This window comes from Nocardiopsis sp. M1B1 (assembly GCF_052466615.1).
The window spans coordinates 4133208-4152545 of the sequence record NZ_CP196194.1 but is presented as its reverse complement, the minus strand read 5'-3'; the positions used below and the strand labels follow the sequence as shown (position 1 = coordinate 4152545).

Here is a 19338-nt window from a genome sequence, read left to right as displayed (position 1 = left end):
CCAGGCTCCGTGACCTGACCGCACACCGGAGTGAGGACGGGGAAGGCCTCGGGCCCCGCGCACGCGGGGGCGACGGGACCTTCCCCGTTCGCGTTCCGCGGCGCATGGTGTCCCCGATCCGCCAGCGGTGTTCCCCGGACCGGTTCTCCACCGTTGTCCGGTCGGTTCGGGCTTGCGGACTCACCCGCGGGGCGTCTCCGTGCGGGGGTCGGCCACCAGGGCGCGCAAGTCGCGCAGGTTGTCCTCCAGGAACCGCGCCAGCGGTTCCGGGAGCAGACGGATGCTCCTGAGGGCTTCGGCGGTACCGGGGAGGACGACGGTCTCGTAGGTTCCCCGCGTGGGGTCGGAGAACTCCGGCCCGGTACGGCTGGAGGGGTCCATCTCCGTCAACCGGGCGACGAACACGTGCTGGACGAGGGTCCCCTCGGGGCGTTCGTCGGTGATGACCACGACCTCGCGCACCCGGTCGACGCGTCCGCCCAGCTCCTCGAAGACCTCGCGGTGCAGGGCGGCCTCCACGCCGGCGTCCTCCGGCTCGACACCGCCCCCGGCCGTGATCCAGTAGGGGGCGCGGCCGGGGCGGGTCCGCTTGATGAGCACCAGCCGCCGCTGCCGGTCGAACAGGATCGCGCGGGCCTTCTGCTTGATGATCTCGGGCATGTCCGTGATCCTGCCGTGGTCGGAGCCGGTTGTCCCGGTGGACGAGAAAACGTTGACGAGAGAACTCTGCCCCGGAGGCGACCCGGTCCGGGGCCGCCCCGGACTCCGCGGCCGGGGGAGCCCTCGCTGCGCCGGGGACCCTGTTGTCGGTGATCTGTGCGTCTTCCCGGACCCGGGCGTCGTCACGGCGGCCGGGGGTCGGCCGGGGACCGGAGTGTCGGCGGGAACCCGTACCCTCCTCGCGGGCGCGCGGGCGCGCGGGCGGCGACGTCCGCCTCCCCTCCGACCGATCCCCACCCCCTCACCGTTGGGAACCCGATGACCGAACACGCGACCCCTCTGGCCTTCTCTACCGAGCGCCGCCGCGTCGGCGCGCAGGAGTGGACGCGAGCCCCCCGGCTCAACGTCCTCATCGAACCGGGGGAGCCGGTCGCACCGGCCCGGATCGGCTGGCGCGACCGCGAGGGCGGCGAGGCCGTGGCCGTGTTCGACCCCCGTATGGACGGGTTCACCGGTACACGCGTCACCCTCGACGGGGTCCAGTACGAGTGGCGGGGGACCCGTCTGGACGAACCTCCCGAACGTCCCGGCCACCGGTTCCGGATCCAGGGCGGCGACCGGGAGCTGCGCCTGCTCGTCGAGGACGGAGGACCCCCGCTCGCGCGGGTCGACTGGGCCGACCGGGAGGGCGGAGGAGGGACGGTTCTACTGCGCGCCATCGAACTGGATCCGACCCAGAGCCTCGGCGCGGAGGGCCTCACACCCATGGTGTGCTCGGTGCGTGCGGGCGACGAGTACACCGACGTGGGCGACGTGGCCCGCAACCTGCTCGAAGTCAACGCCAAGAAGTGGCGGTCACGGCGTCGCGCCGACCGGCTGGACTTCACCATGTCCGAACCCGTCACCGTCCGGCACTACGTGCTGCACCCCGCCGACGACTCCCCCGACCGCGACCCCGCGGACTGGTCCCTGCTCGGGTCCTCGGACGGGCAGGAATGGACCCTTCTCGACGCCCGGTCCGGTGAGTCCTTCCCCGCCCGCCGCCTGGCGCGCGACTTCACCGTCAGCGGCCCCGGCGCGGACACGCCCTGGCGGTACCTGCGGCTGGAGGTCACCCGCAACGCGGGTGCGGACCAGACCCAGCTCAACCGGGTGCGGTTCTTCGCCGATGACCGCGCTTACGAGGCCTTCCACGGGCTGCGCCACACGGCGCGGAGCGGTCCGGAAACGTTCATGGGCCTGGCGGTCGCCCCGGAGGGTGGGGACGCGCCCGCGCTACCGGTGACCGCCGAGGAGTGGCGGGCCTACCTCACCGAGTACAGCGCCGACATGCTGCGTGTCGCCGAGGCGGAGGGGGAGGAGGTCGACCATGAGCAGCGGACTTCCTCCTGGTTCGGCAACGAGGGCGCCCCGGAGGAGCGGATCGCGGCTGTGGAGGAGCGCCTGGGCCGTCGGCTGCCGCCGAGCTACCGCTCCTTCCTCGCCGCGTCCGACGGTTGGGGGAGGATGGGGACGTTCGTCTACGGGATGAGCACCACCGCCGAACTGGAGTGGGACAGTCTGGCCAACACCATCGGTCTGGGCGAGGACGACCTGGAGGACGCGGACGAGGGGCTGGTCGGGCCGCTGATGTGTGTCGCCTACGACACCGACGAGCAGTTCTGGATTCTGGACGCTGGCGACGTCTCACCCGACGGGGAGTGGGCGGCCTACATCTGGGCCAGCTGGTACCACGGCCTGGGAGATCGGCACCGCTCCTTCGCCTCGCTCGTCCACGCCGAGCGCGTCTCCTTCGAGGAGCTCAACGCCGACAAGGGGCGCCCCGTGCGGGTCCGGTGACGCGGAGGGGCCGCTGGAACCCGGGCGCCGTGAGGCGCTGGCCGGGAACGCGGACCTCGCGCGCACGGTCCTCGACCGGGCCCGTGCCGGGGAGGCGGCGTCCATTGCCCGGGGCTTCCGCACCGCTGGTTGGGGCGGATGCGCTCCGCGCGGGTGCGGGCCTGACGTGTACGGCGGGTGGACCACCGGCACGGACGGGTCCGCACCTCACTGTTCAGTCGTCCCAGGGCACGGCGGCCAGGACCTGTCCGTGGTGGAAGCGGTGGATGCTTGGCGGGCGCCCCGGCGCAGATTTTCGGTATGGGATCCGCGCTCTGAAAACCGCATCGCGGCTGGAAGATGTGCGGTGCCCAGCGGCGCAGAACGATTTTTCGATGGGCGCCGTTGACATAACGCGGGAGAGGACGGATCGGCGTCCTTGATTCACTTTGGGTTCCAGGTTGGAATTGCGGTTGTCCGCTGTTCCGGGCCGGCCGAGATCGGTATCCGAGCTTCATTTACACGGCTGCCAACCAGCTCACGGAGTTGACAGACCTCTGTGCCGAGGGTGTTCGCCAGGGTGTTCGGCTAAGCGTGCGAACAGGGTGGAAGGCACTGACAGTGCAGGTCAGAGCGGGTTCAGGGTGTTCGTTCTGACGCCCCGACTTACAACGTCTCGTCATCCGTTCACTGGGGTGGGGGTGGCCCTGGAGGGTTCGCGTCGCCGGGGTGTCCGTTTCAGCGGGCGCGGTGGGAGGGTGAGCACTTCCCATGCGAAAATCTGTCACTATCGTGATGCCTGTTCCTGAAGTGAAAGTGGTGTTTGCTCTGGTGGACAAGGCAAGTCGGGCCGGAGAAGAGGTGGTCGTTGTGATATCGCCGAAGGCTAAGCGATCCGGCAGGCGGCTGTGGTTGTTTATCCGGCGCCGACAAGGCAATGGGATGGATATGGCTGAGAAAACGAATACCTCCCGCATGAGCCGGTTCAATCCCATCCGGCAGTTCATGCTGCTCCAGCGCTACGGCCAGAACCATCCTTGGAAGTACATGCTGAGGGTCACGCTGCTCGTGACCGTGTACGGTGCGGCCCTGCTCGCCCTCTGCTTCGTACCGATGGCCTTGTTCGGAGACACACCGTTGTCCCAGGTGTGGCCGTGGATGCTGGGCGCCCTGGCGGGAGTGGCCGCCTGTGCGGCCCTGGGCGCGGGCGTCGGCGTGCTGATGCTGCGGTGGACCACCAAGGAGGCGAAGGTCCCCCACGACGTCGATCCGGACACCCTGCGTGCCGCGCAGCGCCACCTGCGCCGGGGCGAACTCAGCGGTGACCCCCGGTTGGACCGGCTCGCCCGGTACCTGGCGCCCCAGTCCGAACGCGTCAACTCCAACAGGGTCTTCGCGCTGTTCGGTCTGATGGCCGGGGTGCCCTACCTGGTGCTCACGGGAATCCGGTTCATGAACGGCACAGGGGACGCCTTCCAGCTGTTCATGGTGCTGTTCGTCGTGGTGGTGTTCGCTGTCGCTTGGCCGTGGGCGCGCAAGCACAAGCGCAATGCGCGCAGGCTGATAGAGGCCTACGACGCCGAGTACGGGCCCTTCGACGGAGAGGCGAGCCCACGCCGTGACACCTGGAGCCGTGGGGACACGAGGGTTTCGTAGCGCGTCAGCGCCCGCGTGCACGGGGCGGAGCGCTCTCGCCGCGCGACTCCCGGTTTCACCGCGCTGGGACAGCGCCACCGTGGCGCCTGTGAGGGGAGCCGGTCTCAAGGGCCCCCTGTCACCGCGCCGGTCCGAGACAGCGCACACCGCCGGCGTGCTTCGCCGGCGGTGCCGAGCGCATCGGTACGGGTCGCGGTGATCCCCGTGCACGCGGGAAGCAGGTCCTCGACCAGCTGGTGCGGCTCTCGCCTGCGGTGGTGGGGTGGGCGGCCAGCACCAGACACGGCGCAGTCGTCCGCCCCTACCCGTGCAGGCGTTCCAGCGCCGACAGGACCTCGCCGTCGGGGTCCTTCACCATCTCCTCCGCCTCACTGGTGAGGGAGAGCACCGCGTTGAACAGCTCCATGGCGTCCTCGGCCCGGCCGGAACGCTCCAGCTCCTGTACCGCGTCCACGGCGCTGTGCACCGCCCGGGCGTACTCGGCCGCCTGTTCGCAGGGAACCGGTTCGGTGACGTGCAGGGCGCCCTCGAACAGGGTCCGCAGCGCCTCGGGGCTCCCGGACGCCACCGCCGCCCGTGCCTCCAGGTCCAGGGTGAGCCCGGGGGAGCGGTCGGCCTCCTCCAGCAGCAGCTCCACCAACCGTTCGCGGTCCAGGGTGTGCAGGTAGGAGGCGACATCGGTTACGGAGGACGCGGTTCCGCCGTGCTCGCGTTCGTACAGGTGCACCAGCCCCACCGCGACCACGTGCTTGCAGCAGTTGCCCTCCTCGGCCCAGGGGCAGTCGCAGCGCCAGGAGAAGGCTCCCTCGGCGGTGAGCCGCACCCGGTAGCGCCGCTGTCCGCGGACGGTGGCGCGCACGCTCTTCGCGTCCCGGCGTAGCCCCGACACCCGTCCGAGGTAGTCCAGGCCCCGGTCGAAGGACTTCCTGCCAGCCAGTTCCAACAGCAGATCGTGGGAGAGCTCAGGCATGGGCCCAGTCAAGCAGAGCGGCACGGAAAGCGCCGGGGCGAAGTGGAAATCCCCGTCCTTCCGACTTCCGGGGGCGGTGCACAGCGGACCGTCCTCCTCCGGGGGTCGGCCCCGGAGGAGGACGGTCGCGCGGGGTCAGCTCCGGGGCCCGTCCGCGGCGAGTGGAGCGTCCCACAGCGGGTCGCGGTGCGGTCCGGCGTCCAGGGCCCGGGCCGCTGCTCCCGCCGTCTCCTCCTCCGGGGTGCGGGGGTCCTCGGACCGGGGACGCCCTGCGCACACGGTGTCCCGGGGCGGGGCGCCGTCCACCAGGTAGGCGTCCACCGCCGCCGTCACGCAGTCCATCCCCTCGCGCCCGTAGAAGGTGTGGTTCCCCTCGTCGGTGACGGTGACAAGGGAGTTGTCCAGCTTGTCGGCCATGAGTTCGGCCCCCTCGTAGACGGTGTTGGCGTCGTACTCGGCCCCGATGACCAGGCCGCGCGGGTAGCCGTCGCGCTCCAGTTCCACCAGCGGGGCGGGTGTGTGCGAGGCGAAGGTGCAGGGCTGGGGTACGTGCCAGACCGCCCCCACGCCGTACGGGCTGCGCTCACGGACGTCCCGGACGCCCGCGTAGTAGTCCGACAGGCGCGTGGGCCACTCGGCCTCGCAGAGCACCGCCATCATCAGGGAGACGTTGTCGTACTCGATCCCGGGGTCGGGCCACTCGGGTTCCTCGGGCCACTCCGGCTCCTCGGACTCCTCGGGCCACTCGACATCGGGGTAGGGCAGGTCGTTGACGATGTACCAGAGAGTGGTGGTCCAGTCGCTCCACTGGTCCTGGAACCGCGCCGCGTAGCCGACGTCCTGGTCGAAGTAGTCCGCCGTGTAGATCCACGGTTCCGGCTCGCCCGGCCACTGGTCGTAGCGGGGGTGCTCCACCAGCCGTGCGCGGGTCCGCTCGAAGACGGCCAGCACCTCCTCGGGGGTGGACCCCAGGTCGTAGACGTCGTCGTGCTCGGCCACCCAGGCGGTGTAGCGCTCCACGTTGGCCCGGTATCCCTCGCTCTGCAGGGTGAAGACGTCGCGCCACATGCCCTCGGGCGGGACGGCGGAGTCCAGGACGCTGCGGTCCAGGCGTTCGGGGAACAGGCTGCCGTACACGGCGCCGAGGTAGGTGCCGTAGGAACGGCCGAGGTAGGAGATCTCGTCCTCGCCCAGGGCGGCGCGGATCACGTCCATGTCCCGGGCGGTGTTCGCGGTGGTCATGTGCGGGATCAGGTCGCCGTGGGCGCTCTCGCAGGCCCGCTGTGTGGCGATCACCGCACGGGTGTGGGCGGAGAGCGCCTCGTCGGTGGGCCGGGGGACCGTGGCCGGGTAGTTCGTGCCGCAGTCCAGGTAGGGGGTGGAGGCGCCGCTGCCGCGCGGGTCCATCCCGATCACGTCGTAGACCTCGGCGACGCGCTGTGCTCCCAGGGAGGAGAAGGCGTGGTCGGGGCGGTCGCCCACGGCCATCTGGCGGCCCGTGCCGCCGGGTCCGCCGGGGTTGGTGAGCAGGATGCCGCGGCGCCGCTCGGGGTCCGAGGCGCGGTTGCGGCTGACGGAGATGGAGGCGCGTTCGCCGCCGGGGGCGGCGTAGTCCAGGGGGACGTCGATCCAGGCGCACTCCACGTCGCGCAGGAGGTGCTCCTCGCAGGGGGCCCAGGCGACCTCCTGCTCGTGGAACGCCCGAAGCGGGTCGTCGGCGGCGGCCGGGGCGGTCGCCGCCAGGGATGTCACCAGGGTGAGCACCAGGGTGACTGCGGCGGTGAGGACGGGTGCTGTACGCACGGGGGGTCGTTCCTTCGCTTCTCCGGGCGGGCCGCGGGGGCGGCGCCGGGGCGTGTATCGGCCCGGTCACCGTACGCACCGCGCCGTGGCCGACAACACGGGCAAAAGTCATGAACCGCCCGTGCTGACCGGAAACGGCCAGCCTCCCGGTCCTGCGCGGTGCCCGCGCCCCGCGTTCCCTCCCGGACGGGCGCACCGCCGTCCGGCACGGGGCACGACCAGCGCAGGCCGCTCGGCGCGGCCCGGGCTCGGGCGCCTCTCCACCGACACACCCGCGGCCGTCAGCACGCACGCCCGGTACCCTTCCCGTGACCCGCGCGGGTGCCCCGGCCCCCGGCGCCTCACCGCACCGGCCGGGCGTCCGATCCACCCGAACCCCGAGAGCGAGACCGGTTGTACGCAGGCACCTTCTCCATCGTCGCGCACGACGTCGCCACCGGAACGTGCGGTGTCGCGGTCAGCAGCCGCTTCCCGGCGATCGGCGCGCTGTCGGTGTTCGCGCACGCGGAGGCGGGGGCGGTCGCCACACAGGCGCTGATCAACCCGCTGCTGGGCGCGGACGCCCTGGAGCTGCTGCGGACCCACCCGGCCGAGGAGGCGCTGCGCCGGGTCCTGGACGCCGACCCCGACGCCGACTCGCGGCAGGTCGCGGTGGTCGACCGCGAGGGGCGCGCCGCCGCGCACACCGGCGCGCAGGCGCATCCGTGGTGCGGCCACAGGGTGGGGGACGGCTACGCGGTGGCGGGCAACATCCTGACCGGCGCCGACACGCTCGACGCGATGACCGGGCGGTTCGAGGCCGGTGCCGGAGAGCGGATGGACCGGCGGCTGCTGGGCGCCCTGGAGGCGGGTCAGGCGGCCGGTGGCGACCGGCGGGGCAGACAGAGCGCCGCTCTGTACGTGCACACCGGCCACCCCTACCCCTACCTGGACCTGAGGGTGGACGAGCACCCCGACCCGGTGGCCGAGCTGCGCCGGGTCCACGGGGTCGCCGAGCGGGAGCTGCTGCCGTTCGTGGAGGCCATGCCCACGCGGGCGCACCCCGCGGGCCGCTTCGAACGCCTGCTGGACACCGGCGACCACTGAGCCCCCCGCCTGCGGCCACGGTCTTCACCGCCGCGGGAAGCGTGCCAGCAGCCGACTGAGGCGGCAGCGGCGCGGCGCCCCGCAGCGGTGGCGGGTTCAGGACCGGCGGCCGTCTGCGGCACTGGCGGCCGTCTGCGGCTCCAACGGCTCCGATCGGGCCCGGCGGTCGTCTCCGGCTCATCCGTCCGCCGAGCCCCGGGCGAACCGCCGCGCGAGGCCCTGCACCGCCCCGTAGTCCGGGACGCCCTCGGGGAGGGGGAGGCCCGAAGCCACCGCCTCGGCCGCTGCCAGGGCCCCGTGCAGGGCGGCGCGGAAGAGCAGTGAACCGCAGCTCACGCGCCGCACGCCCAGGCCGGCGAGGACCCGCAGGGGCGGCCCGTCGGGGGAGTGGAGGATGTTGAGCGGAACACGCAGGGCGGCGGCCAGCGCGGCGATCTCCTCCTCGTCGCGCAGGCCGGGCACGAACACTCCGTCGGCACCGGCCTCCTCGTAGGCGGCGGCCCGGTCGGCGGTCTGTTCCGCGTGGCCGGGCAGCCAGCGGGTGTCGGTGCGCGCGTTGAGGAACAGCGTCGGCGCCGCCTCCTTGACCGCGCGGATCACCGCCCGCTGGTGTCCGGTGTCGGCGAGCCCGCCGTCCGGAAGGCCGTCCTCCAGGTTGATCCCGGCGATCCCCGTGCGCTCCAGTTCGGCGGCCAGCGCGGCGACCCGTGCGGGCGACGCGCTGAAGCCGCCCTCGACGTCCACGCTGACCGGAACGTCCAGCCGGGACAGGCCGCGGGCGAGCCGCAGCGTCTCCTCGCGCGCGAGCCCCCGGGCGTCGGGCAGACCCGTGGCGGCGGCCACACCCAGGCTGGTGGTCCCCACGGCGCGGAATCCGGCGGCGGCCAGGGCGGCGGCCGACGCGTGGTCCCAGGCGTTGGGCAGCAGCAGGGGAGCGCCCCGCAGGTGCAGGGCACGGAACCGCTCGCCGGGGTTCTCCGGCCCCTTCGAGAGGTCGGCGCCGGGGCGGGCGGGGAGGCCGCCGGAGGCCGCGGGTCCGGTGGCGGGTGCTGTTCGGGAATCCATACGGCGACGCTACGGCCGCGTCGTTTCGGTCGCCGCCGAAGCGACGCGGGGCGACGCCGCCGTCCGGGCCCCGACGCGGACGACTACGCCGTGCCCGCCGATCCTCGCGCACCCGTGGTGCGGTCCGGTCGGCGGGCACGCCCGTCAGGGACGCGGCGCGGACGCGGGGTCAGCCGCCCGCGGGCGGTCCGCCGTCCGGGCCGCCGGACGGGATCTCCCCGGAGGGAGGAGTCCCGCCGCCGGGGCCGCCCGTTCCGGAGGACTCCTGCTGGGTGGCGCTGCCGGCGTAGTCGTTGCTCGGATCACGGTAGATGGTGTGCACGTGCCCCCACCCCGCCGTGGTATATCCGTCCACGTCGGCGCCCGCCGAACCCCGCTGGTTGGAGAACTCGGCGTAGACGTTCGGGCCGGAGACCTGGAAGTGGATGCCCTCGCCCCGGGTCATGTCGTACTCGGTCGCCCCCGACCAGTTCACGTAGGTCTCGTCCAGGGTCGCCTCGACCTCGGCCAGTGCCTCGGCCGTGGTCTCCTCGTCCGACAGCCCCACCCAGTTGGCGACCACGTCGAGCAGCAGCTGCCTCTGTTCCCCGGACAGGTCCGCCCCGGAGATCCCGGTTCCCGTCGGGTAGGAGCAGGTGTCGCCGGGAGCGCAGGAGAGGTCCCCGACCTCCGACCCCTGGTACAGCTCGGCCCTCTGCTCCTCGGTCAGGCTGTCGTAGAAGGCGAAGGCCGTCTCGTACATGTCCGCGAGCGGCTGGACATCCTCGCCCTCCTCGTCGGTGTAGACGGCGGGTTGGGAGCCCAGGTGCGTGGGCGCGAACGTGATCGAGTCGTCGGCGCCGTCCAACGTGGCGTTCACGCCGAGGTGGTGCCCGCCGAACTGCACCTCCCAGGCGCCGGAGTCGGAGGGGTCGCCGAAGAAGGCGATGTAGTACTGACCCAGCGAGTCCTCGGTGCTGGAGCTGTTCTCCAGGAGGAACTCGTCGCCGCCCATGATGTCGGTGACGGTCTCGTACCCCTCCTCGCTCAGCAGCGCCTGGAGGACCTCCATGGCCGCCGCCCTCTGCTCCTCGTCCAGGTCCTCCAGGTTGAGCCCGGCCCGGTCGACGAAGGTGACCGGGAAGTTCGACCACGTCGTGGTCTTGGCCTCGTCGTCGTAGGCGTAGACCAACTGTTCGCGCTGTTCGTCCGACAGCGTCGCCATGAGGGCCTGCGCCGCGGACGCGGTGTCCGCGATCGTCTCCTCGGTCGTCGCGGACGACGTGTCCCCGGAGCCGGTCGTCTCCGACGCCGACGACGTGGCGGCGGTCGACTCCGAGGCGGTGGTGTCCGGCACGGCGCACCCGCCGAGCGCGAGAACGGCCGTCAGCAGCACCGTCGCGGCCCACGCTCCCCGTGTACGTTTCGGTCGGTGCCGCGCGTTCGCGGTCTCCTGATCGGTGGTGTTCGTCATGGGGACGAAGGTAGGGAACGAACCTTGGTGTTTCCTGTGTGTCGGGTGAGAACGAGGTGGGAACCGGTCCCTTCGAGAGGTCGGCGCCGGGTCGGACGGGGAGGCCGCCGGAGGCCGCGGGTCCGGTGGCGGGTGCTGTTCGGGAATCCATACGGCGACGCTACGGCCGCGTCGTTTCGGTCGCCGCCGAAGCGTCGTACCCGCCGCGGGGAATACGCTTTCCCCAACCTGCTACGCTGACCGGCCGACCGACCCCGGCACGGCGGGACGCCCCTGCCGGAGAGGAAGCGTGGTGGGCATGGGAGCGGCAGGGCGGTACCGGGGGGCAGGGGCGGCCGTCGGCCTGGGCCTCGTGCTCAGCGGATGCGCCCCCGCAGCGCCGGTCGGAGCACCGGGGCCCGCACCCTGCTTCGACCCGCCGGACCGCCTCATCGCCCACGTGAACGACGACGAGTACCCCGACGCCGTCACCGGCACCGGGGGCACCGGTGACGAGCTGGGCATCGCCTTCGGAGACGAGTCCGGGTTCGGGGAACCGCGCACCCCCCGCGACCTGGTCGGCTTCATGGACCGGGACGCGGACCACGTCCGCGCGGCGGTGGCCGACTTCGACGGCGACGGGTGGCTCGACCTGGTCATCACGGCGTCCGAAAGGATCGGAGGCGACGACCCGGTCCCCTCAGCGGTGAACGAACTGCGGACGGGCCCCATCTCGGAGCGGGGCAGGGGCCGGGAGGCACACGGATTCCCCGAAGAGCAGGTGACGGCTCTGCGCGTGGTGGACTACGACGGCGACGACCGCCCCGACCTGGCGTTCTACCAGTACAACGGGGACGGGACCTACCTGGTGCGGGGGCACCGGGGCGGGCGGGGAGAGGGGCTGTCCCCTGAGGTCGGGCACTATCGCGTGGACGTGGTGGGCCCGGAACCGGAGGGCCGCCTCCCGCCGCCGCTCGACCTGGACGGCTTCTACCCGAGGTGCGGCGCCTGAGCCCCTCCGCGCCGGACACCGTGCGAGCGGCGGGGAGCGGTACGCGGGGCAGGGCGCGCAGTCGCTCGCCGGGGCTCTCCGGACCCGTGTGGAGGCCGGTGCGGGTGCGGTCGGAAGGAAGGCGGTCGTGGGCGGTGTGTCCGGTGGCGCGCGCTGTTCGGGAAGCCGTACGGCGACGCTGTGGCCGCGTCGTCTCGGTCACCGCCGAAGCGACGTGTCCTCGGGCGGGTCGCCTCCCGGACCGTCTGTCGGGGCTCGCGCGAGAACGGGGGTTGGGACCGCCCCCTTACCTTCGGTCCGCCTGTTGGCGGCGGTCGTGGTAGCGGGCCATCTGCTCCCAGTAGACCATGGTCAGCGCCATCATGGTCGCCGTGGCGGCGGCCGTCGGCACGGCCTTTCGCCGGTGGGCGGACACGACGGCCACGCACCCGGCCAGGGAGACCACGATCTGCACCGCCATCGCGGCGTCGCGCGGGCGTTCGGTGATCCACCGCTCCTCGCCCAGGATGGCCCGAGTGGCCCAGTTGTCGTCGTTGGCGGGCTTGGGGAAGATCACGGGGTTGAGCGCCATCCACGCGCCGACGGCTACGGCATGTCGCCAGTCGCGCGTCCATACGGGCAGGAAGACCAGGGGTGTGGTGGCCCACCGGGTCCACGCGCTCCACGGGTTGGAGTGGCGGGCGAATCCGGCGCGGCGTATCCGCGCGAAGGTGCTGGGGGAGGTGGCTGCCACGGGCGGTCTCCGATCCACGGGGGTCATGGCGTCACCGACGCCGACCGGACCCATCGGCCCGAGCCTACGCCTGCCCGTGCGGACGGACAACGAGTCCGCCGCCTTCGTCCGCCCGGGGCCTCCTGTTCGGGAGGGACGGGTGCGTGGCGGTGCCGGGGCCGCCCCTCACGGTTCCCGCTTCCCGTCGTGTTCCCCCGGAGCGGGCCCGGTCCTCCGCTCGGCCCCGTCCCCGCCGTCCCCGCCGTCCCCGCCGGACGCCGGAGCCGGGGATGGCTTCTCGCCTTTCCCGTCCTCCTCGGCGTCGGAGAGCAGGTGGTGCTCGGTGACCTCGTAGCGCCGGATGTAGGTCCCCAGGAACGCCTGCATGCTCGCGCCCATCGGCAGCGCGAGCAGCGCGCCGGGCGCCCCCAGGATGGCCACGCCCGCCAGGACCGAGCCGAACGCCACCGCGGGGTGCATGTCCAGGGTCCTGGCGGTGATGCGCGGCTGGAGCAGGTAGTTCTCGAACTGCTGGTAGACGACGATGAACACGAGCACCCACACGGCGGGCCAGATGCCCTCCAGCAGCGCCACGAGCACCGGGACGACCCCGCCGATGTAGGTGCCCACCGTGGGGATGAACTGCGAGAGCACGCCCACCCACAGCGCCAGGGCGAACGCGAAGGGGATGTCCAGCGCCACCAGCACCACGTAGTGCGCGCCCGAGCAGACCAGGGCCAGCAGCGCACGGGAGTAGAGGTAACCGCCCGTCTTGGTGATCGCGATCTCCCAGGCCCGCAGCACCTCGCGCTGGGTGCGCGGAGGCAGGACCGAGCAGATCACGCGGCGGAAGCGAGGGCCGTCGGCGCACAGGTAGAAGGTGAAGAGCGCGATCGTCAGCGCGTTGAACAGCAGTGCCAGCACGGTCGTCCCGGCGCCCCAGACGTTGTTGGCGATGCCGGAGGCGTACTGCTCGATCAGCCCGCTGGCGCTGGAGATCTCGTTGAGCAGGGTGGTGGGGGAGTAGGAGGTGTCGAACGTGGTGTTGACCCAGGCCAGTGCGGCGCGGATCATCGCGGGGATCTCGGAGACGAAGGCCAGTATCTGGCCGACCAGCATCGACCCGAGCAGGCTGAGGAACACCACGGTCAACGCCAGCACCAGCAGCATCACCAGCCCGGTGGCGGGCCCGCGCGGCCAGCGGTGCCGGTGGAGCCAGTTGACCGCCGGTTCCAGCGCCAGGGCGAGGAACAGCGAGATCAGCAGCAGCATGATGAGGCTCTGCAACCGGACGAACAGCCACAGGGCGAGGCCGAACGCGGTGACCAGCCACAGGGCCAGCAGCATGGCCCGGGGGAGCCAGCGCGGCATGCCGCCGCCGCGGTCGGGGCGCGCGGACCCGGGCGGTGTGGTGCTCGTGTGCAAGCCGGTTCTTCCTCACTGTGTGCTGCCGCGCGACGGGGCTCCCGCGGCGTGCCGGGACGGATGCGGCCCCACCGGACGATAGCGCCTCCCGGCCGTCCCTCCGTCCCGTCGCCGCCGCACTGTCGGCGGGACTTCCTACGATGCCGCCATGGACACGAGTACGGATGTGTGGGCGGGAGTCCGCGAACGGGTGCGGGAACTGGCGCGGGCGCCCGGTGCGGACGAGGTCTTCGGAGCGGGTTCCCACCGCTTCGAACTGCTGGAACCGCTGACGGCGGAGGAACTGGCCGAGGTGGAGGGGCAGGTGGGCGCGCGCCTTCCGGCGGGGTACCGCGAGTTCCTGCTCAGGGTGGGCGCCGGCGGAGCGGGGCCAGCCTACGGTGTCTTCCCCCTGGTCAGAGGGGCGGATGGCCGGTGGCGGTGGCACGGCGACGGCGCGGACCTGGTCGCCCCGGCGCGGCTGGCGGAGCCGTTCCCGACCACCGGTCCCGACCCGCGGTCCCTGGCCGCCCTGCGGGCCGAGGAGCCCGTCGAGGAGGACTTCGGGGACAGCGAGGAGTTCGACCGGGTCTACGAGGCCTGGGACGCGCGCATGGCCGACCTGCTGTGGGCCGAGGAGCGTACCGTCGGCGCGCTGTGCCTGTGCCACCTGGGCTGCGCGCTGCGGCAGTGGCTGGTCGTGACCGGCCCCGAGGCCGGGCGCATGTGGAGCGACGGCCGTGTCGACGACGAGGACCTCGCGCCGCTCACCGGCGGGGACGGCGAGCCCCTGACCTTCACGGACTGGTACCTGGGGTGGTTGGAGGAGGCCTCCCGGGCCGTGGCGGTCCGGTCCTGACCAGGGTCCGGTGCGCCGCCCGTCCTCACGGGCGGCGCTCTCCCCGGGCGGGGCCGGGCGCCGCCGACCGCCTCAGGCGGACGGGGCCGTGCCCGAGGGCGGCAGCGTTCTGGGCATCGGCGGGATCGGCCGGTCGCGCCGCCCGACCGCCCGCGGTTCGCGGCCCTCGGCGGCGCAGCTCAGGATCTCCCTCGCGGCGAGCCGTCCCGCCACCTGGAAACTCCAGGCGTTGGAGTCGGTCCAGTGCCACACGGCGTCGCGCAGCACCATCCGGGCCGCGAAGGCGGGGCGGCCCTCCTCCCGCTCCCGCCACGCCTCGCGCGCGCCCTCCGCGAACGCCTCGGCGAACTCCCGCGGAAGCGGTTCCCCGGTGTACCGGCAGGTGGGGGGAAGGTCGTCGACGAACGCGAAGTCTCCGGGGGCCTCCTCCGGCAGGGGCTCGGCGTCGACCCAGACCATGGCGAAGGAGCCGGGGCACGCTGTCTGTTTGACGTGGCGGACGTAGACGCCGGTGACCGGTCGCGGCAGCGGGGGCGGGCGCTCGTGGTCGGTGGACACGTGTCTCTCCTGACGACGGGGATCCCAGTGTCCCTCCGCGCGGCCGCTCCGCACCACCTGTTTTCCGGACGTGGTCGAGGTACCCCGCGCCTTCGCGGGAGGTACGGCAGGCACGCCAGTGCACCGGGAAGCGGTGTGCGTGCCGCCCACGCGAACGGGCGGCACGCTCACGGACCACGGAGAACCGGTCGCGGACGCCGACCTCAGGTCCGCGGTCCGACCACGCGCACCACCACCTTGCCCCGGATGCCTCCGGCCTCCAGCGCCCGGTGGGCCTCGGCGATCTCGGCCAGGGGAAGGACCCTGTCCACGACGGGGCGCACGGCTCCGGACTCGGTCAGGCGGGTCAGCTCGGCGAGCAGCTCGTGCCCGGGGTTGCCGCTGAACGCGCGGATCCGGCGCGGACCGAAGACGGCCGAGGCGGCGACGTAGGAGAGCGACGCGAATGCGCGCTCGATGTCGAAGGTGATCGTGACCATGCGCCCGTTCCGGGTCAGCCGCCTGCGGTAGGCGCCCATCCCGGTCCCCACCGTGTTCAGGACGACGTCGAACGGCGGCAGGTCCTCCGGTTCGGTGCTCGCGTAGTCGAAGGCCTCGTCGGCGCCCAGCTCCCGCACGAGGTCCAGGTTCCCGGCCCCGGCCAGCGCGGTGACGTGGGCGCCGTAGGCCCGGCCGAGCTGGACGGCGACGCTGCCCACCCCGCCGCTCGCGCCCCGCACCAGCAGCCGCTCTCCCGGGGCGAGACGGGCCTTGTCCCGCAGCGCGGTCACGGCCGTCGTGCCGACGCCGGGCAGGGCCGCGGCCTCGACCAGGTCGATCCCGGCCGGTGCCGGGGCCAGCTGCCGGGGCGCGACGGCCACGAACTCGGCCGCGCTGCCGAACGCCCTGGGCAGGCCGCCCCACACCCGGTCCCCCGGCGCGAACTCCGAGACGCCGGACCCCGTCTCGACCACCTCGCCCGCGAAGTCGATTCCGGTCCGCTTCGGAAAGCCCCTCTCGACCAGCCCGGTCACCGGGCGCACCCTGCCCGCACGGCCCAGCAGTTCGCCGCCGTTCACGCTGGCGGCGTGCACGCGCACCAGCACCTCTCCCGGACGGGCGCCGGGCTTGGCGACCGTGCCCTCGTACAGCACCTCCGGGCCGCCGTACCGGTCGTACAGGGCCGCGCGCATCTGACTCACTGTTCTGGTCCCCTTCGTCAGCCGCCGCACGTCGGGTCCGTGCGGGGTCCTCGTCGTGCACGCTACGGCGTAAACGGACGCCATTCTCCACTTACGGCCGATATGAGAGACAGTGCCGTTCATTCGTCTCGGATCGCCCCGCTGGACCGCCGCGGTCCCCGGCGGGCGGAGCCCGGCCGCGCGTACGGGACCGTGCCGCCGGAGCCGTGCCGAAGGCGTCAGAACGGCCGGAACCTCTTGCGCGGCGCGGGCATCGAACCCCGGTGTTCAGCACAGTCCGCCACCGCCGTGGCGTCGGAAGACGAGGTGTCAGCACGTGTTCGGAATCCTGCGTCCCTGTCGGCACACGTTGTCCGACGGGCTGGCCGAGGAGTGGATGTCGCACATGTGCGGGCTGTGCCTGGCCCTGCGCGACGACCACGGCCAGGCGTCCCGGATCGCCACCAACTACGACGGCCTGGTGGTGTCGGTCCTGGCCGCGGCGCAGTCCGAGGAGTGCGCGGGCACGCGCCGGGCGGGCCGCTGCCCCCTGCGCGGCATGCGCGGGGCCGAGGTCGCCGACGGCTCCGGCGCGCGCCTGGCGGCGGCGGTGTCGCTGATGCTGGCCTCGGCCAAGATCGCCGACCACATCGAGGACGGCGACGGCCCCTACGCCCGCAGAGGCGTGCGCGCGCTCGCCGGACGGGTGGCCGAGCGCTGGCGGCGCGACGCGCGCGAGGCGGGCGCCGGGCTCGGGTTCGACGGCGCGGGACTGGTCGCGGTGGTCGACCGGCAGCGGGAGGCCGAGTCCTCGGCGGGCCCGGGCACCGACGTCCTGACGGTGACCCGGCCGACCGAGGAGGCCACTGGCGAGGCGTTCGCGCACACCGCCGTCCTGGCGGGGCGGCCCGCCAACGCCGGACCCCTGCGCGAGGCGGGACGCCTGTTCGGCCGCGTCGCCCACCTGCTGGACGCGGTGGAGGACCGCGAGGAGGACGGGCGCAAGGGCGCCTGGAACCCGCTCACGGCCACCGGCACCGGGCTCGGCCGGGCCCGTGAACTGTGCGACGACGCCGTCCTGGGCGTGCGGCTGGCGTTGGAGGAGGCCGAGTTCGTCGACGACCGTCTGGTCCGCGCGCTTCTGGTGGTGGAGCTGCGCCGGGCCGTCGACCGCGTCTTCGCCCAGGGCGGATATCCGCACCCGGGTCAGCACCACAACCACCAGCACCACTACCACCAGCAGCCGCCCCACCAGTGGGGAGAGGGCGGTAGCGGGGCCCACAGCGGCCACCAAGGCGGGCACGGGGGCGTTCACCACGGCGGCGGGCACGGGGGCGGTTCCGGCGGTGAGGGTTCCGGCTCCGGCGGTTCGGGCGGGGCGCGGAAGAGGAGCGGCTGCTGCGACTCCTGTTCGTGCGACACCCCCGAACTCCGGCACCCGCCCAAGCAGCGGGGCGTCCTGGCGGGTTGCGCGGTGGCGCTGTTCATGTGCGGCACGTGCCAGTTCTGCTGCCGCGACCCGCACCCCGGACCGTGGTCGGGCAAACCGCGGAACTCCTGGTGTGACGCCTGTGAGTGCTGCAACTGCTGTAATTGCTGTGAGTGCTGTAACTGCTGCGACTGACGTTCAGGCCGCGCGGGGCGGGGGAACCGGGGCTGGCTCCTCCGGTCAGGCGCGGCACCGGACGGGGACGGCGAGCCGGGGACGGTCTCCGCGGGGAGGCGGGTTGCCGGGCACGGGGGACGGCCCTCCCCGGAGGCGCGTGCACCGGACGAGTGCGGCGGCTCCGGGAGGGTCTCCTGGGGACGCGCGTCACCGGACGAGGGGGCGGGCCTACCGCCCCTTCAGTCCTCCCAGTCGTTCCACTCCTCCAGCTCCTCCCGCTGGGCCCGCTCCCACCGCTCCAGTGCCTCCCGTTCCCGGGTCAGCCTCTTCTGCACCGTGGCGATCTCGGGGCCGAGGATCGTGTTCCTGAAACCCCAGTGGATCTCCTCGGCGGTCAGCAGCTCGATGCTGTCCGCCGCCCAGCGGCGGCCGGGGACGGCACCGGGGTTGCAGCGCAGGGTCCAGCCGGGGTTTGTCCGCTGGAACTCCTGGAGCACGGCGTCGAAGGTGCGGGGTTCGGTGTGATCGGGCATGGCCTCACCTGGGGGCGATCCGGGAACCGTTGTGCGGAAGCGGGTCGTACGGCTGGCACCCAGCACACTAGACCCGCGCCGCCGCCCCGTCAGGTGTTTCGCGGAATTCCTTCGCGGGCGCGGAGGTCCCTCGGAGGGCTCCCGCCCGCGGCCGCGCCGGTCAGCGCAGGTACGAGGCGCCGTTGACGTCCAGGACGGCGCCGGAGGACCACACGGCCTCGGGCGAGGCGAGGTAGCGCACGGCCGCGGCGACCTCCTCGGGGGAGGCCACGCGCCCGAACGGGCTGTCGGCGCGCACCCGGTCGGTGAGGCGCTCGGCCACGCGCTCGGTCTCCACGAACCCCGGAGCGACCGAGGCCACGGTGATGCCGTGCGGGGCCAGGGCCACGGCCAGCGACTGGCCCAGGGAGTGCAGGGCGGCCTTGCTCGCGCCGTAGGCCGGGTGGTCGGGCTCGCCGCGGTAGGCGCCCCGCGATCCGACGTTGACGATGCGGCCGCGCACCCCGTGGTCGATCATGTGCCGGGCGGCCAGGTAGCTGGTGTTGGCGGCGCCGAACACGTTCACGTCCATGGTGGTCCGCCAGGCCCGCTGCCACTGCTCGTAGGAGGTCGTGGCCAGGGGGTGGGCGGTGTTGACCGCGGCGTTGTTGACCAGGACGTCGAGCCCGCCCAGATGGGCGCTCGCCCGCCCGACCAGGTCGGCGGCCGCGCCGGGGTCGGCGATGTCGGCCCGGAGGAGGACGTGCCCCTGTCCGGGGAGCCCGGCCAGGGTGGCCTCGGCCTCGGCGCGGCGGGTCGCGTAGTGCACGGCGACCCGGTCGCCCAGCTCAGCGAACGCGGCGGCCACGGCCCGGCCGATGCCCCGGGCGGCGCCGGTGATCAGGACGGCGCGGCCCGCACGGCCTTCCCACTGGTCGCGGTGGCCGGGCTGGGAGAGGTCATCCGATGGCATGCGGGGCACTCTAGCCCCTCGCCCGGCCGTGCGCGGGTTCCGGCGCCGCGGA

The 19338-nt window shown here is 73.1% G+C and carries 17 protein-coding genes; 6 read left to right on the top strand and 11 right to left on the bottom strand.

Annotated features, from left to right (window positions below; translation table 11 throughout):
- Positions 1-180: 180 nt before the first annotated feature.
- The gene (locus ACSTA4_RS18030; protein ID WP_444960286.1) at positions 181-660 is read right to left on the bottom strand and encodes an NUDIX domain-containing protein; all 480 of its coding nucleotides are present in this window, start codon (positions 658-660) and stop codon (positions 181-183) included.
- 318 nt (positions 661-978) lie between these two features.
- Here ACSTA4_RS18030 and ACSTA4_RS18025 point away from each other — a divergent pair, with 318 nt between their 5' ends.
- Together ACSTA4_RS18025 and ACSTA4_RS18020 are read left to right on the top strand one after the other, a co-directional pair.
- Positions 979-2499, top strand: coding sequence for an SMI1/KNR4 family protein (locus ACSTA4_RS18025; protein WP_444960285.1), 1521 nt, complete (start codon positions 979-981; stop codon positions 2497-2499).
- A gap of 954 nt (positions 2500-3453) precedes the next feature.
- Positions 3454-4134: a hypothetical protein gene (locus ACSTA4_RS18020; protein WP_444960284.1), complete on the top strand. Its 681-nt coding sequence runs from the start codon at positions 3454-3456 to the stop codon at positions 4132-4134.
- Between the two features lie 301 nt (positions 4135-4435).
- Here the strand turns inward: ACSTA4_RS18020 and ACSTA4_RS18015 are convergent, their stop codons facing one another.
- Complete coding sequence (locus ACSTA4_RS18015; RefSeq protein ID WP_444960283.1) at positions 4436-5104, bottom strand: SWIM zinc finger family protein; 669 nt, start codon at positions 5102-5104, stop codon at positions 4436-4438.
- 135 nt (positions 5105-5239) lie between these two features.
- Positions 5240-6907, bottom strand: coding sequence for an alpha/beta fold hydrolase (locus ACSTA4_RS18010; RefSeq protein WP_444960282.1), 1668 nt, complete (start codon positions 6905-6907; stop codon positions 5240-5242).
- Between the two features lie 393 nt (positions 6908-7300).
- On the opposite strand from ACSTA4_RS18010, the gene ACSTA4_RS18005 reads away from it, so the two are divergent.
- Positions 7301-7993: a DUF1028 domain-containing protein gene (locus ACSTA4_RS18005; protein ID WP_444960281.1), complete on the top strand. Its 693-nt coding sequence runs from the start codon at positions 7301-7303 to the stop codon at positions 7991-7993.
- A 177-nt stretch (positions 7994-8170) separates the two neighbouring features.
- Here ACSTA4_RS18005 and ACSTA4_RS18000 read toward each other — a convergent pair whose 3' ends face one another.
- Positions 8171-9058, bottom strand: coding sequence for an isocitrate lyase/PEP mutase family protein (locus ACSTA4_RS18000; RefSeq protein WP_444960280.1), 888 nt, complete (start codon positions 9056-9058; stop codon positions 8171-8173).
- Positions 9059-9227: 169 nt separating this feature from the next.
- On the bottom strand, positions 9228-10511 hold the full coding sequence (locus tag ACSTA4_RS17995) for a DUF3500 domain-containing protein (protein WP_444960279.1): 1284 nt from the start codon (positions 10509-10511) through the stop codon (positions 9228-9230).
- 298 nt (positions 10512-10809) lie between these two features.
- Here ACSTA4_RS17995 and ACSTA4_RS17990 point away from each other — a divergent pair, with 298 nt between their 5' ends.
- The gene (locus ACSTA4_RS17990) at positions 10810-11502 is read left to right on the top strand and encodes an FG-GAP repeat domain-containing protein (RefSeq protein WP_444960278.1); all 693 of its coding nucleotides are present in this window, start codon (positions 10810-10812) and stop codon (positions 11500-11502) included.
- A 286-nt stretch (positions 11503-11788) separates the two neighbouring features.
- On the opposite strand, the gene ACSTA4_RS17985 is transcribed toward ACSTA4_RS17990, so the two are convergent.
- Complete coding sequence (locus ACSTA4_RS17985) at positions 11789-12235, bottom strand: DUF6653 family protein (protein WP_444960277.1); 447 nt, start codon at positions 12233-12235, stop codon at positions 11789-11791.
- Positions 12236-12400: 165 nt separating this feature from the next.
- Entirely contained in the window at positions 12401-13585 is a 1185-nt protein-coding gene (locus tag ACSTA4_RS17980; RefSeq protein ID WP_444964206.1) for an AI-2E family transporter, read from the bottom strand.
- A 202-nt stretch (positions 13586-13787) separates the two neighbouring features.
- On the opposite strand from ACSTA4_RS17980, the gene ACSTA4_RS17975 reads away from it, so the two are divergent.
- On the top strand, positions 13788-14477 hold the full coding sequence (locus ACSTA4_RS17975) for an SMI1/KNR4 family protein (RefSeq protein WP_444960276.1): 690 nt from the start codon (positions 13788-13790) through the stop codon (positions 14475-14477).
- A 72-nt stretch (positions 14478-14549) separates the two neighbouring features.
- On the opposite strand, the gene ACSTA4_RS17970 is transcribed toward ACSTA4_RS17975, so the two are convergent.
- Positions 14550-15035 (bottom strand): hypothetical protein, encoded by a 486-nt coding sequence (locus ACSTA4_RS17970; RefSeq protein WP_444960275.1) that lies wholly within the window; start codon positions 15033-15035, stop codon positions 14550-14552.
- 203 nt (positions 15036-15238) lie between these two features.
- On the bottom strand, positions 15239-16207 hold the full coding sequence (locus ACSTA4_RS17965) for an NAD(P)-dependent alcohol dehydrogenase (RefSeq protein WP_444960274.1): 969 nt from the start codon (positions 16205-16207) through the stop codon (positions 15239-15241).
- A gap of 325 nt (positions 16208-16532) precedes the next feature.
- Here ACSTA4_RS17965 and ACSTA4_RS17960 point away from each other — a divergent pair, with 325 nt between their 5' ends.
- Positions 16533-17819, top strand: coding sequence for a DUF5685 family protein (locus tag ACSTA4_RS17960; protein ID WP_444960273.1), 1287 nt, complete (start codon positions 16533-16535; stop codon positions 17817-17819).
- Between the two features lie 221 nt (positions 17820-18040).
- Here the strand turns inward: ACSTA4_RS17960 and ACSTA4_RS17955 are convergent, their stop codons facing one another.
- Together ACSTA4_RS17955 and ACSTA4_RS17950 are read right to left on the bottom strand one after the other, a co-directional pair.
- Positions 18041-18334 carry a hypothetical protein gene (locus tag ACSTA4_RS17955; protein ID WP_274973651.1) on the bottom strand — a complete coding sequence of 98 codons (294 nt, stop codon included), beginning with the start codon at positions 18332-18334 and terminating at the stop codon, positions 18041-18043.
- A 160-nt stretch (positions 18335-18494) separates the two neighbouring features.
- Positions 18495-19286 (bottom strand): SDR family NAD(P)-dependent oxidoreductase, encoded by a 792-nt coding sequence (locus ACSTA4_RS17950; RefSeq protein ID WP_444960272.1) that lies wholly within the window; start codon positions 19284-19286, stop codon positions 18495-18497.
- Positions 19287-19338: the final 52 nt, after the last annotated feature.